The organism is Paenibacillus sp. FSL R7-0128 (assembly GCF_038002245.1).
In the GTDB taxonomy this organism is placed as follows: domain Bacteria; phylum Bacillota; class Bacilli; order Paenibacillales; family Paenibacillaceae; genus Paenibacillus_AQ; species Paenibacillus_AQ silagei.
Map to the genome: position 1 here is coordinate 1,428,411 of NZ_JBBOCD010000001.1, position 13,848 is coordinate 1,442,258.

Sequence of the window (13,848 nt, forward strand, 5' to 3'; positions counted from 1 at the left end):
ATTTTGTGCAGAAGAGCGGCTTGCGGAGTGCCGAATCCGGTGATATTTTGATGAAAATATTGTCTTCTTCCCGGTGGCGTGGTAAATTGGGTGGTAATTAATGACCGGAAATAAATTCTAGTCAATTTGTATTCTAGAGAATGGAGTGTTACCCATGTCCATTGACCGTAAAGCATTAATCCTGCAGGCAGCAACCCTGTCCTTTGTTCAATTTGGTTATAAAGCTACTACTATGGATCAGGTATCCAGAATTGCCAATGTGGGCAAAGGCACGATCTATACCTTTTTCAAAACCAAGGAAGAACTGTTCGAGGAAATTCTGGACAAGGCCACCTCTGAATTAACATCGGTGATGAGCCGTGTGGCTGCGCAGCAAACTTCCTTCGTACATAAGCTGCTTAATCTGCTGGATTCCATTCTGGAATTCCGCCTGGACCATGAGCTGTTCGTGAAGCTGGCCCAGGAGGTCCGGGACATCGGTACGGCCCAGGCGCTCGAAGGCGTGAAGCGGATGGAGGGCTATGCGCTGGACTTCCTGCAGCAGCAGATTGAGGAGGCCATCGGGAGCGGAGAAGTGAAGCCTTGCGATGCCAGTGTGGCGGCGTTTATGATTCTGCGGATGTATCTGGCTCTAACCACGGAATGGAACAAATCCCATGAGCCGCTGGATCAGGACAAAATCAAAGAGCATATGATTCTGTTTATCTCCACCGGAATACTGCAATAGAGGCAAACTAGCTAATTGTTGTAATAACTAAACAGAGCTTCTGATTGTACGTTGAGCTGTTCCGGCACCCCGGGCTATAATGAAAGCGTTAATGAAGACGATTATGGCGCAGCTGAAGTCTAGAGCTGGCATGGCGGCGGGGTACTGCTGTCCTGTTCCAGATGGATGAGAGCGCCTTCAGACAAAGTGAGGCTGATGGTTATGGAAGAGTATAACAGCGGTATCGGGCTTGGCGGGCAGGAGGGTCCGGCGGCACCCCAAGATCCAGTGGAGCGCCGTAACGGCTTCTTCGTCATGTTCGAGACGGCGATTGAGGCAACCGCCCGGGCGGAGGGCAAGCCCTCACAGGAGGTCTATCTGGAAGGCAATTATCTGATTGATAAGGCCAAATACATAGGCGGGGTTACGGATGAGCAGATGCTGGCGATGCTTAGAGACTGGACTGGCTTCCGCAAGCTGGTGCACAGCATTGGAGTGTCTGTGAAGACGGCGGAGGAAGGGGCTGCGGTCACTTTTCTTATGCAGAATTGGGGCAGAACCAGCAAGTATGAGACCGGCACGCAGCTGCGGGCCCCCTGCCCGGGCGATGGAACGGAAATCCTAGTGAAGCTGGAAGAGCACGAGTGGTCTGAGGAGGATGTGGCTCCCGGCAAATACGCCTTTGAATTCAGTAAGGAGGGGGAACTGGCGACAGCGAGCATCGTTCTCTACCTGAATGACGGGTACACGGCGCCTGAGCTGACAGCGGAACCTTCCGTAGACTTCGAGTCGTCTGCTTACCGCGCGATGATTGCGAAGTCTCTGCTGTATGCGGGCAATAACCGGCGGCTGAAGCGGGCTATGGACAAGGCTGCAAGCGGAGAGGATGTGACGATTGCTTATATTGGCGGGTCCATCACACAGGGGGCCGGAGCTAAGCCCATTCATACAGAATGCTATGCCTATCAGTCGTACTTAAGATTTAAGGAGCTATTCGGCAAGGAGGGTGGAGAGAATATTCATTTCATCAAGGCTGGGGTTGGCGGGACGCCCTCTGAGCTTGGGATGATCCGCTATGAGCGGGATGTGCTGAGAGATGGTGCAGCCGCTCCCGACATCGTAGTGGTGGAGTTTGCCGTGAATGATGAAGGGGACGAGACGAAGGGCAACTGCTTCGAGAGTCTTTGTCTCAAAATCCTGTCTGCGCCGAACCAGCCTGCCGTCATTCTGCTGTTCAGTGTCTTCGTGAATGACTGGAACCTGCAGGACCGCCTCTCCCCGGTAGGCAGACGCTATAATCTTCCTATGGTTAGTGTCAAGGATGCAGTAACAGAGCAGTTCCGGCTGAGCAAGTCCGAAGGGAATATCATCTCCAAACGGCAATTCTTCTACGATATCTATCACCCCACGAATGACGGGCACCGCGTAATGGCGGACTCCCTGGGCTACCTTTTCGCCGAGACCGCCCGGATGGGATTGGATGAAAAGGAGCAGGATATGCTGGCGGGACCGCCTGAGCTCGGCAATGATTTTGCCCATGTCCGGCTGCTGGACCGTATAAGTGATCTGGGCAGCGCAGGTACTGCGATTGCTATTGAAGCAGGCGGCTTCCAGGGTACGGATGAGGAGCTGCAGCAGGTGGAGATGGATGCCAATCCGTTCGGCACTCCGCAATTTCCGCATAACTGGATGCACACGGCTGCGTCCGGTGAGGATCGCTTCGGGCTGACAATCACCAGCAAGAATCTGATCCTGGTCTTCAAGGATTCGGGCAACCCGGATGTAGGCAAGGCGGAGGTCTATGTGGACGGCAAGCTGGTTCTGACGGCAGATCCGCATGTGAATAGCTGGACGCACTGCAACGCTGTGATTCTATACAACAATGAGCAGAGCGGGGAGCATGTGGTGGAGATCCGGATGGCGCCGGAGGATCAGGACAAGAGCTTCACGATCCTGGGCTTTGGCTACACGGCTTAAGAATAATATAAGGGTGCCACTGAGGCCGCATTGAAGCAGCTGCCTGTGGCACCTTTTTTAATGTACTGACCAGAGGGTGTATGAACCGGATGTATGGGGCACAGGGCCCCCAGCATCCTTAAACTGTTTGGTTCTGTGCACACTAGCGGTTCTTCGCGGAATGCTGTACCTAATCCAGCATGAATTCCCTGTACTTGTTCTTGCGGGGGTTGAGGACGAAGAGGATGCCACTGGCGTAGCCGGAGACGGCATTGAAGTTCCGCTTGAGCGTAGACTTGACGGCGAGGTAAGACAAGGTCCAGAGCAGAGCTGCATAATTCTTCACGGGTGCTTTGCGCAGATTCAGCAGATAATAATGGTTGACTGCGGTCGCCCGGGCGACCCGGCCTGCCTTGTCGCGAGAGCTGGGCGATTCATGATGCATGATTTTCAGCTCCGGGTTAATCACCAGCTTGCCGTATCTGCTCGCCAGATGGCACATATAGATATCGTCCGCTACTGCATAGCTGGTCATCCAGGGGTACGGCTTCATATCCCGCAGCGCCGAGCTGCGGAAGGACATATTGCAGCCGTGGAAGAAATCCGTCTCAAAAATATTCTCGGTCTCCCCCCATAAGAGAAGAGACCCGGCCAGTGTACTGGCTGACAGTCTGCCTGGCGAAGCCGACATTTGACAGGTGAGCCTGCCGAGCAGCTTGCCCGATTTGCTGCTGGAGAGACCCTTGGCGATTCCGCCGACTCCGGCAATGGACGGATCTGAGGCGTAGGTGTCGAGCAACCGGCGGATATAGAGCGGATCGTCCAGCTCCGCATCGTCATCGAAGCTGAGCAGAATCTCCCCGTCGATGAGCCCGAGGGCCTCATAGCGGGAGAGCCAGACGCCGGGCTTGGTTTTGCGGTAATAACGCAGGCTGGCATCCGGAAGACGCCCGAGCACCTCACGGAAATATTCCAGCACCTGCTCTTCGATCTCACCGTCGTCCACGATCAGCAGTTCGATGGAGACATTCTCCAGCCCGCTTTGCGCGCCGATGGACTCAATGCAGAGGGTCAGATCGCTGATCCGGTTACGCGTGGGAATGACTATAGACAGGTCATGCATGCCGCTGACTCCTTTCGGGACGCCATAGACCGTCCGCTTTGAATTAGAGATGTTGCTTTAATTTTACCTGCCCGGCCGGGCGTACGTATATACCTCTTTCGTTTACTTTTCTCCCGGAAGCCAGCAGGGAAGAGAATGTATGGGACATTCAATGGGAAGGGGCCGTTCAGAAAGTTTGTTTGTAATTTTCGGTTTTTAACTATATAATAGTAAGTGAATTGCAATATCAATATCAATACCATTCAGGAGGAATTCCCATGAGAATAGATATATGGTCTGATTATGCCTGCCCGTTCTGCTATATCGGCAAAAGACGGCTGGAGCACGCGCTGAGCCAATTCCCGGGCCGTGACCAGGTGGAGGTCGTGTTCCGCAGCTTCCAGCTGGACCCGAATGCACGCACCGATGAGACGAGAGATATCCATGAGCTGCTGGCCGGTAAATACGGCATGACCCGTGACAAGGCCAAGGAGATGAACGCACAGCTGGCCGAGCAGGCGCAGGGTGTGGGTCTGGAGTTCAATTTCGATACGATTCAGTCCACGAATACCTTTGACGCTCACCGCTTGAGCCACTATGCCGCTACTCAGGGCAAGGCTCCGCAGATGACCGAACGGCTGCTGCGTGCTTATTTCACCGATACACTGAATGTAGGTGACCGTAAAGTGCTGGCTGAGCTGGCTGCGGAGGCCGGACTGGATCAGGCTGAAGTGGCTGCGGTGCTCGACAGTGAGGCTTACGGCGACCGCGTTGAGGCTGACATTGAAGCTGCCCGGCAGCTGAACATCACTGGCGTTCCCTTCTTCGTCTTCAATAATAAGTACGCCGTATCTGGCGCACAGCCGGGTCCGGTCTTTACTGAAGTGCTGGACACGGTATGGGCGGAGGAACAGAAGGGTCCAGAGCTTCAGGTGGTCGGCCAGCCGAAGTCCGGGGCTGCACCGTCTGCTGACGGCTGCGATGACGGTTCCTGCAGCATCTGATTAGGATCAGTGGCAGGTATGAGATAAGCGTTGCAGCAAGCTGTGCCTGGACGGGACGTACGATTCATTCTGGTTATGGACTATAGTTCCGCTTTTTGCGCCAAAAGGCCATTTGGAGCGGCGTGCCGGACTGGCAAGTTTGCATCAATGGACGCACCAAACCCCCGCTGCATGAATTTCATGCAGCGGGGGTTTTTTGTTCAAATATAAGAATTTATATGTTGCACACGATAAATTATCCTTCTATTTCTCGCTGAAACGGTACCGTCCTTTAAAAGGACGGCAAAGCCGTTTCCACTTGCTTACAGAGACCACTGGCCTGGAGCGGGAAACCGAATCATTCCGTTACCGGAACGAGGTCACCAGACTGGAGAACAGTGTGCGGACATCGTTCTGGTACGCATTGATCGGCTCTACCGGACGGTTCAGGCCGAACAGGGTGTAGACGGCGATGCGGGCGGCACGGACTGAATATTCTTCCGTGAAAACGATATCGTCCGGGATCTCGCAGTATTGCCCGATAAAGGCCAGGTTGGTTGAGCCTTCAGGCACCACCTGCGGCCGGTCGCTGTTCAGGCGCGGCATGAACTGGGAGGTGATATACGGCATCATGCAAGGAATACAGTTGGCGGTAGCCATGATCTCTTCCTTATGCGCCTCGAAGTGCAGATGTCCGATCAGCTCCTCCATAATCTCCTCGCCGGTACAGTCGCACATTTTTTTATGCACATAATCGCCGACCTTGTCCGGGTACAGGCCATATCCCCAGAAGACCCTGACATGCTCCGGCTGGTTGCGGAAATGCGGCTGGAACGCCAGCACGACCGACATGAACCAACTGGAATCCTTGAACGTTACAAGTGCGCCGGTTCCGGCCCGGTTGCGGGTGAACTTCTCCATAAGGTCGAAGAACTTCGAGTCCTGGAAGGTCACCGTGAAGGATTCCCATTTGGATTCGTCCACATGATCATCGAAGGAGGAGGGATTGCCGAGACCCGGCTTCTTCGCGGCGATCGTCTCCCACAGCTTCCATGAGCTGCCCTTACCGTTCAGCCCGGGAGCGGAGGTCATTGATCCAAGGCTTGCGCCTTCGGTCATCGAGCCGTTCGTCACAATGACGCGGTCGCCTTCATGAACCTGGATCGTGTCCTCCACGCCATCGCGGACGACCTTCATCGCTGTCACAGTGATGCCGTCGCCTTCTTTGAATTCCAAATCAGTTACCGTACATTTCAAGTTGAAATCTACGCCCAGCGGCTCCAGATATTGATGCAGCGGCAGAATAATGGAATCATATTGGTTATATGGGGTCCGGGTTACGCCTTCAAGGGTTTGAATTCTAGGGAACTCGTGCATGAAGCGGAGCATATACCGCTTGAACTCAACTGCACTATGCCAAGGCTGGAAGGCAAAAGTGGTCGCCCACATGTACCAGAAGTTCGTTGTGAAGAAATGTGGTCCGAACCAGTCGTTAATCCGCAAGGTGCCCATGGCTGGCTCCGGCGTCATGATCAGCTTGCCCATGGCCAGGCGGTCTGCCATATCGAAGCCCATGGAGGTGACGTCCAGAACCTCACCCTTGCTGTTGATCAGCCGTGCCTGGCCGCGGGTTGGATTGGACTCATCGAATTGAATGATTTCTTGCCGTAGCGTCAGCCCTGGTTGATCAATGGACGGAATGGTACTTAATAGCTCCCACAGGTTCTCATAGGTCTCATCGTTCAGCATCCGGCCGCCGCGAATGACATATCCATGCTCTGCATCGCCGGCACCGTCATTGCTGCCGCCAAGGATCTTCATTTCTTCAATAATGTGAATGTTCTGTCCGGGAAAACCGCAGTCTCTGACCAGATAGGCCGCACCCGCAAGGGATGCAATGCCACCGCCTACGAAATATACCTGCTCGTTACCGTACTCTTTTTTCACTGATTACCGCCTCCATAGATTTGCTTGAATACTAGACCTGAACCGAGTGTAATCCAGTCCCGCCCTGGAGGGTATCATCAAAGCGCTTGATCTGTATAAAATTTGGACATATGGAACAAAGTGTAACGTTTTTGAGCGGAAAAAAAGCCGCAGCCTCTAAGGTTACGACACAATGTTCTCATATTTATGCAGCGCCTTCAGAAAGTTCCCTTCTATCAGGACGCTCAGCTTCCCGATCATCTGCTCCGGCGGCTCCTTCATCCCGTCCTGCATCCACTGAATGACCAGTCCGGTGAAGGCCAGCGTGTAAAAGTTGGCGATGAACTGCTTATCCGGCGTCCCGACATCCAGCCCCGCGGCCAGTTCGTTGATGACGCCCATAACGAGATCATTCGTCACCTCATACAGATACGCGTCCAGATGCCTCCGTCCGAGGGAGTCCAAGGTATTGCTGCAGAACGCCTTATTGTTCCCGATATAGCAGAATATCCGGTAGAAACCGTCTGTCCAGGTGCTGTAGCTGCGGTACTGGGCAATGCTCTCGACAGCCTCCGTCCTGTAGATCCAGCCCAGCAGATCATAGATATCCTGAAAATGATAATAAAAGGTCTGCCGGTTCACGCCGCAATCCTCGACCAGATGACGGACGGAGATTTTGTTCAGCGGAAGCTCCTCCATCAGGTCTTTGAGCGAGCGGGCGAGCGCATTTTTGGTCAGCAGGGAATTGGACATAAGGGTCATCAGCTCCTAACAGGAATCAGCGTGTGCGCCAATAGTGTATCAGCAGCCGGCCGCCCTCGGCGATCAGACCCAGAGCGAAGCCGCCTGCTGTAAACAGGCCGAAGGAAAGAAAGCCCGCAAGATCCTCGAAGCCCGACATCTCACGGTAAGTGTACAGGTACATCAGGAAGAGCCCCGCCACAGTTCCAGCGGTTGAGAAAATCCACACAAGCTGTGCACCCAACCAGCCGAACCCGTTGACTATACCGGAGATGACAAGGGCAAGGATGGCCCAGCGTAGGGCAAGAATAAGGTTGAAAGGCTCACCTAACCACATATACCGGTGCAGAATCAGCGATAGCCACAGCAGCAGCGCGTAACCGGCAGACCATGCCAGCCAGCGGCCCGTCCGGGCAGGAGGCAGGAAATTCATTATCAGCTCACCCCATGTATAGCGTTATACCTCTTCCAGTTCCTCTGCGCTCTGCAGCATGAACTTCAGGAGGTTCGGAAGGTCTTCCATTTGCTCTTCGGTAATTTGCCGTTTGAATTGCAGTTCAACACAGTTATTGTACGTATCGTCTGTCTGTCCATAGCGGAAGCTGAGCGATTGCACAGGCTGGAATTCGGGTCCCCAGATTCGGGTCAGAATCTCTTCAATGGCCGGGCACTGCACATTCACATCTTCTATCTCCATATAAAAGCGTAAGAAAAGACTGCATCCCGGATCGCTGCCCGGCGTCTCCAGAATCTCATCGCTGAGGTCCTTCACTGTGGACTGGAGCAGAATCTCGGACGTCACATTCAGGCCTCCGGTCAGCTTGAACGCGAGGCTGAATTCACGCGACATCAGCGCGAGATTGAGCAGATCGGACCGGTCAGTTACAACTAGAACCCCATCCAGATTATCGTAGTCGTAGATCTGGTTCTCCAGGGCGATTTTGATATTGTCAAAAACAGTAGGGTGGAACAAGAGCGGCACCTTCTATCGTTTCTCTATAATATATTATGATTTGCTGTTGGCACTCACAGCTTAGGAATTAGTTCGTAGGTGCCGGTGCCGTGTATTTCAGAAAACTCTTCGGAATCGCGCTCTCAAACGTTAGAATTTCACCTGTGGTCGGATGGACGAACGAGAGCACGCGGGCATGCAGGCCGAGGCGGCCGACCGCCTTGGTCTCAGCGCCGTACTTCTTGTCCCCGGCAATCGGATGTCCGATGTCGGACATGTGGACACGGATCTGATTCTTCCGTCCGGTCTCTAAGTGCACCTCCAGCAGGGAGAAGTGGCGGTTCGCCTGGATCAGCTTATAGCGGGTTACGGCGTGCAGCCCGTCTCCCTCATGCGGACTGGAGTACATCTTCAGTGTGGAGGTCTCCTTCAGCCAGGAGCTGATCGTGCCTTCGGATCTCTTAACGGCGCCTTCCACCAGAGCCACGTAGGAGCGTTCCTTGACGGTCTCCTTCCAGCTGTTCTGGAGCTGCTGCTGAATCGCCTCGCTGCGGGCAAACATCATGACACCCGAGGTATCACGGTCCAGCCGGTGCACCACATAGACGCGGTTCTTCGGGTTGCTCAGGCGGACATGCTCCATCAGCTGGCGGTAAGCCGTCAATTCATTATCTTCACCGGTAGCGATGGACAAGAGCCCCGCATCCTTCTGGATCACGATAATATCGTCATCCTCATGGACAATGGTCAGTCCGAGCATCTCCTTGGTTTCGGCAGGCTTCTCATGGTCAATCGTCACGGTCTGGCCGGGATGGAGCGGATGGTTATGCTTCGTCACCGGCTTGCCGTTCACCGCAACCTGTCCGCGGGAGAGCATGGATTTGATCGAGTTGCGCCCCTTGTTCGTAATCGTCTTCAGCAGAAAAGCAAGCAGCTCCGCAGGCTCGGCTACCGTATAGGATTTGGGTGCAGCTGCCGGCTTGGCCGGGGCTCCGGATCTAGCGCCCTGTTTATGGTTAGAGGTTCTGTTCCCCTGATTTCTGGTTCTTCTTGTATTCATGACCGCATTCTCCGTCCTTTAATAGGTTACTCCTCAATATACCATGGGCCGTGAAGAAATACTACGAAGGGACGTGGGGCACTAGATATAGAGGAGCAGGCCGATACAGATTATCAGGGAGAGCAGGATATAGCTCCAGGCTATGATCTTTGCGTACTTTTTCTCCCGGAGCCAGCCCCGGTTACTGTAAATTCGGATATCTACAACCAGCAGAAGCATGGCCGAGAAGAACAGCATCCCGGCAAGGCTTCCCAGCAATCGGATCATACGCTTCCTCCTCCATAGGCGGTTACCTGCACGGGCTGGCGCTTAATCATGCTTGAGGCCCACTCTGCGGATATGCAGGGTCAGTCTGATATCTACACCAACACTGCTGTACAGGCTCTCCCAGTCGTTTTTGCCGTGGATATGCTTCCTCCAGTAGGCGGGATGATGGCTTCGGATCTGTTCGCCCATGCCAAAAATATCGGAGTGGTCCTGCTGGGTCTGCTTCACCAGTCCGGTCAGCACCGTCTGGATCTGCTGCTCGAAATCCCGCTCGATCTCATGCAGCTTCTGTGGGGAATTGACAGGAATGTCACTGCTGTAATGCTCGTCCAAATCCCCCTCCAGGAAGATCTCATAGGACAAATAGGGCTTGCCGTCCTTGATATAGCTCCGGGTGCGGGTGAAGCGTTCATTGATCTTGGTCATGACAATCCCTAGCTCCTGCGTACGGAGCAGAGTGGAATAGCCGCCGGGGTCCATCCCCTGCATCGCCATGAACCCGCCGATCTCTATAGGGGCAGTCTTGCTGACCATCTTGCCGCGGCTGAAATAAGCCAGCCCTTTGATCAGAATATTATCCTTGTTGCGAAGTGCCACATAAGGCAGATAAGCGCTTTGTCCCCACCTGGAGTCGGCTGACCAGAAGGTGCCGATATAATCCCGGGGGAATTTGCCGGAGGAGACGGACTTCTCCATCATGGACAAAATATAAAGAGTAGGCACACGCTGCAGCGGCGGGTTCACATCCATGAAGGCGGACGCGCGGCCCTCGGAGACGAGCAGCCAGGTTCTGCGCCGGATTTCTGGGTTGCGCCGCAGATAATCATTCAGCTCGGCGAGACTGCCCCGGGCAATCTCCTCGCTGATGATGATGATCCGCAGGTGAACCAGATAACGCGGGTCGGCTATCTGCTGCTGCAGATTATTCATGGCATCGTCGAGGGAGATGCCGCGCACGCTGACTACCCAGACGGGACTGGTCTTGCCTTCCCCTGCGCTGCCGCCGGTGCCGGGGCCCAGCGGGACTCTGCCCGGGACGGCAATCTGAGCGGTGACACTGATCATCTCCGTAGGCAGAGAGTTATCATGGATGTGAGTGACCCGGTCTTCTTTTTGCGTATCGTCTGCAGGGATCTTGTCAATGGATAGGCCGAGAACCAGCGCGCGGTCCTCAATCTCCACCTGATCCCAGCATCCGCTGAGCAGCGGGGCGGCTATAGTGAGCAGGAGGAGCAGGGCGAGCGTGCGCGGAAGCTGTATTTTCATGAGGTCACCTTCTCCTTGTGGCGTCTGAGCAGATAGACTGTCCATAACAGCAGCGGATAGCCGAACATCAGCATCATGCCGGCATTGCCCAGATGAAGGGCCCACTGGTAAGATTCGAACACATTTGAGGGCAGCATGGCCAGGATGAACATCACCGGCAGCAGGACCGTGGAGGCCATCCGCTGGTCGCGGAATCGCAGCAGCTTGTGCAGCAGATAGGCAGATATGTAATAAGTAGTGTAGATCGTCGTGTAGACAGAGATGACCCAGATAATAATGAAGATAGCATCCAGCCGCTCCAGGAATCCCTCGCCAAAAGCCGCCGAACGGGCCATCTCCAGAGTAGGGTAGATCAGCAGCTTGGTCTCCTCGGCACCGAATATCCCTACAGAAGCAATGACGATCAGCACGTAGATTGCACCCGACAGGAAGATGGCCCAGGCCCCCGCGCGGACGGCATGCCCAGGCTTCTCCATGAATGGAATCAGCAGCACGATGACGAAGGAGCTTTGGAACAGATAGGTGGCCTCCCGCGCCCCTTTCCAGAACTGGAGGCCGGGAGCCATCAGGACAGGCTGCAGATTGAGCATATCCACATTTTTGAGCGAGAGCAGAATGGTGGCCAGAATAGAGCCGACAATCAGCGGCAGATAGAAGAAGTGGATATAGGAGAACTTCACAACGTTGCGCCTGGAGGACAGCAGACTGATAAGCAGCATCAGGAAGATGGTTGCTTCGATCGGTGTTTTTTTGTACAGCACGGTTGTGGCAACATCCCCGAACTGGCGTACAGTGAGGCCGGTGAGTACAATGAACAGCAGCATAATCACCACAGTGAAAATAGCAGCAAGCGGGCGTCCGATCAGGCGGCGGCTGAACACGAACAGGGTCTCCTGCGGAAACCGCTGGCAGAGAGAGGCCAGCAGCCAGTAGCTGATGAAGGAGAAAAGTACGCCGCAGAATGCAACAAGGGGAGCGCTGCTGTTACCTGCTTCGGTCATATAGCGCGGGAAGCTGAGGATGCCCACTCCGATAATGGTGCTGCTGATCACGGCTGCTGCGCGCAGACTCGTAATCTGGCGCGGATTATTCATCGGTCTCATCTCCCTGCCTGAGAATCTGGTCAATCTCTGCGGTGGGTACACTGCGGGGCAGTCTGTCGGTATCCCGGACATGCAGGAAGCTGGGGCGGCGGCGCATCCACCAGAGCGGCACCCGCACCAGCGTATCCTTCAGATCACGCCACTTACCGGGAATGTAGGGGGACATATAGGGAACTCCGAAGGACTCCAGGTAGAGCAGATGATTCAGAATCAGAATCGTACCAATCATAACCCCGTAGAGGCCGAACATACCGGCCAGAAGGATCAGCGGAAACCGCAGCATACGCAGGGCGATCGCTGCATTGTAGGCGGGGGTGGCGAACGAGCCGATGGTCGTCAGAGCCACAATGACAACCGTGATCGGGCTGGCGAGTCCTGCGCCCACTGCAGCCTGTCCGATGACGAGGACGCCTACAATAGATAATGCCCCGCCGATCATCTGCGGCAGCCGGATCGTCGCTTCCCGCAGCACCTCCATGGATACCTCCATAATCAGCACCTCCAGCACAGCCGGAAACGGCACGCCCGCCCGGCCGCCCGAGATCGCCACAGCGAAATCTGTAGGCAGCAGTTCGGGGTTGTACGAGATGACAGACACATACAACGCCGGGAAAAACAGCGAGCAGGCCAAAGCAATCAGCCGGATGATCCGGATCAGGCTGCCCATAATGAAGCGTTCCGTATAGTCATCCACCGTCTGGAAGAACTGGTTGAAGAGGGCGGGAACAATCAGGGCAAACGGGGAGCCATCCACAAGAATGGCGACCCGTCCTTCCAGAAGGGCGGCCACAGTTTTGTCCGGCCGCTCGGTGCTCTGAACCTGAGGGAAGGGGGACAGCGGCTGGTCTTCGATGAACTGCTCGATGTATCCGGCATCGAGGATGCCGTCCGTATGAATCAGCGAGACTCGGCGCATGACTTCAGCGACCAGACTGCTGTCAGTGACACTGTCAATGTAACATAGAGCCACCCTTGACTGGGTGCGCTCTCCGAGCGGGCTGATCTCAATGCGGAAGTCCGTGCTCTGCAGCCGGTAACGCAGCAGGGAGAGGTTGTTCTCCAGCTTCTCCACATAGCCTTCACGCGGCCCGCGGATGACCTGCTCCGTCTGCGGCTGCTCGACCCCGCGCATCTCAATCTGGCGCATTTCCATGCGAAGCGCCTCTGGAATCCCGTCGATCAGCAGAATCAGGTCGCCCTTCACGGCGGCTTGGGGGAGTGCGGACAGATCGGCAGTCGTGGTGCCTTGAGTGACCTGGACAGCTGTACTCCAGATATAATGAATCATTCCGCCCGTATCCTCCGGGACCTCAGACTGCCCTGGAGGCGGTGCCATTAACGGTTTCAGCACATGCTCGCGCACCTGCTCCATATTCACGAGTGAGGAGAAGAAGAGCATTGCAGCAGGATAAGCCCCGAAGAGCAGGAAGTCGCGTACGACCAGGTCGCCGTTCTCTCCGAGCCTCGCCTGAAGCTCCGGCAGATCGGTCTTCAGCTCTCCTGTCAGCCTGCTGCCGCTCAGCCTGCTGCCGCTCAGCCTGCTGCCGCTAGCAGGCTTCTGCTCTGAAGAAGAAGACTGTTGCTTATCTATGTAGGAGGCATATTTATCTTTCCAGTCTTGCAAACGGGCGACCTCCTTCATAGGGCAGATGGATGAATCTATATAAAGTGTTGCTTGATCGTACGGTTTTTATGTAATTTCTATGTGTAAGGCCCGGAAGGAGTGCTATGATATCTGCTTCAGGCGGTTGCTTGGCAGCCGGTTGCCCGGTAAACTAAAAGGTAG

At 54.9% G+C, this 13,848-nt stretch carries 13 protein-coding genes; 3 read left to right on the forward strand and 10 right to left on the reverse strand.

Annotated elements, in window-relative coordinates; all coding sequences use genetic code 11:
* Positions 1-154: 154 nt before the first annotated feature.
* A complete protein-coding gene (locus NST26_RS06025; RefSeq protein WP_076081854.1) occupies positions 155-727 on the forward strand; it encodes a TetR/AcrR family transcriptional regulator in 573 nt (190 codons plus the stop codon).
* A gap of 201 nt (positions 728-928) precedes the next feature.
* Positions 929-2,683, forward strand: a complete 1,755-nt coding sequence (locus NST26_RS06030; protein ID WP_340978823.1) for an SGNH/GDSL hydrolase family protein — start codon at positions 929-931, stop codon at positions 2,681-2,683.
* A gap of 169 nt (positions 2,684-2,852) precedes the next feature.
* Here NST26_RS06030 and NST26_RS06035 read toward each other — a convergent pair whose 3' ends face one another.
* The gene (locus NST26_RS06035) at positions 2,853-3,785 is read right to left on the reverse strand and encodes a glycosyltransferase family 2 protein (RefSeq protein ID WP_339313094.1); all 933 of its coding nucleotides are present in this window, start codon (positions 3,783-3,785) and stop codon (positions 2,853-2,855) included.
* A 257-nt stretch (positions 3,786-4,042) separates the two neighbouring features.
* On the opposite strand from NST26_RS06035, the gene NST26_RS06040 reads away from it, so the two are divergent.
* Complete coding sequence (locus tag NST26_RS06040) at positions 4,043-4,768, forward strand: DsbA family oxidoreductase (RefSeq protein WP_339313095.1); 726 nt, start codon at positions 4,043-4,045, stop codon at positions 4,766-4,768.
* Positions 4,769-5,113: 345 nt separating this feature from the next.
* On the opposite strand, the gene NST26_RS06045 is transcribed toward NST26_RS06040, so the two are convergent.
* The 9 genes from NST26_RS06045 to NST26_RS06085 all read right to left on the reverse strand — a co-directional run bounded on the left by NST26_RS06045 (position 5,114) and on the right by NST26_RS06085 (position 13,686).
* Complete coding sequence (locus tag NST26_RS06045) at positions 5,114-6,694, reverse strand: oleate hydratase (protein WP_339313096.1); 1,581 nt, start codon at positions 6,692-6,694, stop codon at positions 5,114-5,116.
* Between the two features lie 162 nt (positions 6,695-6,856).
* A complete protein-coding gene (locus NST26_RS06050) occupies positions 6,857-7,426 on the reverse strand; it encodes a TetR-like C-terminal domain-containing protein (protein ID WP_209879708.1) in 570 nt (189 codons plus the stop codon).
* A 25-nt stretch (positions 7,427-7,451) separates the two neighbouring features.
* Complete coding sequence (locus tag NST26_RS06055; RefSeq protein WP_209879711.1) at positions 7,452-7,847, reverse strand: hypothetical protein; 396 nt, start codon at positions 7,845-7,847, stop codon at positions 7,452-7,454.
* Between the two features lie 24 nt (positions 7,848-7,871).
* Positions 7,872-8,387, reverse strand: coding sequence for a hypothetical protein (locus NST26_RS06060; RefSeq protein WP_076081848.1), 516 nt, complete (start codon positions 8,385-8,387; stop codon positions 7,872-7,874).
* Positions 8,388-8,454: 67 nt separating this feature from the next.
* On the reverse strand, positions 8,455-9,426 hold the full coding sequence (locus NST26_RS06065) for an RluA family pseudouridine synthase (RefSeq protein WP_339254330.1): 972 nt from the start codon (positions 9,424-9,426) through the stop codon (positions 8,455-8,457).
* Positions 9,427-9,507: 81 nt separating this feature from the next.
* The gene (locus NST26_RS06070; RefSeq protein ID WP_339254332.1) at positions 9,508-9,693 is read right to left on the reverse strand and encodes a CLC_0170 family protein; all 186 of its coding nucleotides are present in this window, start codon (positions 9,691-9,693) and stop codon (positions 9,508-9,510) included.
* A 42-nt stretch (positions 9,694-9,735) separates the two neighbouring features.
* Positions 9,736-10,959: a Ger(x)C family spore germination protein gene (locus tag NST26_RS06075; RefSeq protein WP_339313097.1), complete on the reverse strand. Its 1,224-nt coding sequence runs from the start codon at positions 10,957-10,959 to the stop codon at positions 9,736-9,738.
* Positions 10,956-12,053: a GerAB/ArcD/ProY family transporter gene (locus NST26_RS06080; protein ID WP_339313098.1), complete on the reverse strand. Its 1,098-nt coding sequence runs from the start codon at positions 12,051-12,053 to the stop codon at positions 10,956-10,958. The genes NST26_RS06075 and NST26_RS06080 overlap by 4 nt, the downstream gene beginning before the upstream one ends.
* Positions 12,046-13,686 (reverse strand): spore germination protein, encoded by a 1,641-nt coding sequence (locus tag NST26_RS06085; protein WP_340978829.1) that lies wholly within the window; start codon positions 13,684-13,686, stop codon positions 12,046-12,048. Before NST26_RS06085 ends, NST26_RS06080 begins: the two co-directional genes overlap by 8 nt.
* Positions 13,687-13,848: the final 162 nt, after the last annotated feature.

Coding starts and splice junctions, on each gene's coding strand:
- NST26_RS06025 (WP_076081854.1), top strand. CDS start 155: ATGTCCATTGACCGTAAAGCATTAATCCTGCAGGCAGCAACCCTGTCC.
- NST26_RS06030 (WP_340978823.1), top strand. CDS start 929: ATGGAAGAGTATAACAGCGGTATCGGGCTTGGCGGGCAGGAGGGTCCG.
- NST26_RS06035 (WP_339313094.1), bottom strand. CDS start 3,785: ATGCATGACCTGTCTATAGTCATTCCCACGCGTAACCGGATCAGCGAT.
- NST26_RS06040 (WP_339313095.1), top strand. CDS start 4,043: ATGAGAATAGATATATGGTCTGATTATGCCTGCCCGTTCTGCTATATC.
- NST26_RS06050 (WP_209879708.1), bottom strand. CDS start 7,426: ATGTCCAATTCCCTGCTGACCAAAAATGCGCTCGCCCGCTCGCTCAAA.
- NST26_RS06055 (WP_209879711.1), bottom strand. CDS start 7,847: ATGAATTTCCTGCCTCCTGCCCGGACGGGCCGCTGGCTGGCATGGTCT.
- NST26_RS06065 (WP_339254330.1), bottom strand. CDS start 9,426: ATGAATACAAGAAGAACCAGAAATCAGGGGAACAGAACCTCTAACCAT.
- NST26_RS06070 (WP_339254332.1), bottom strand. CDS start 9,693: ATGATCCGATTGCTGGGAAGCCTTGCCGGGATGCTGTTCTTCTCGGCC.
- NST26_RS06075 (WP_339313097.1), bottom strand. CDS start 10,959: ATGAAAATACAGCTTCCGCGCACGCTCGCCCTGCTCCTCCTGCTCACT.
- NST26_RS06080 (WP_339313098.1), bottom strand. CDS start 12,053: ATGAATAATCCGCGCCAGATTACGAGTCTGCGCGCAGCAGCCGTGATC.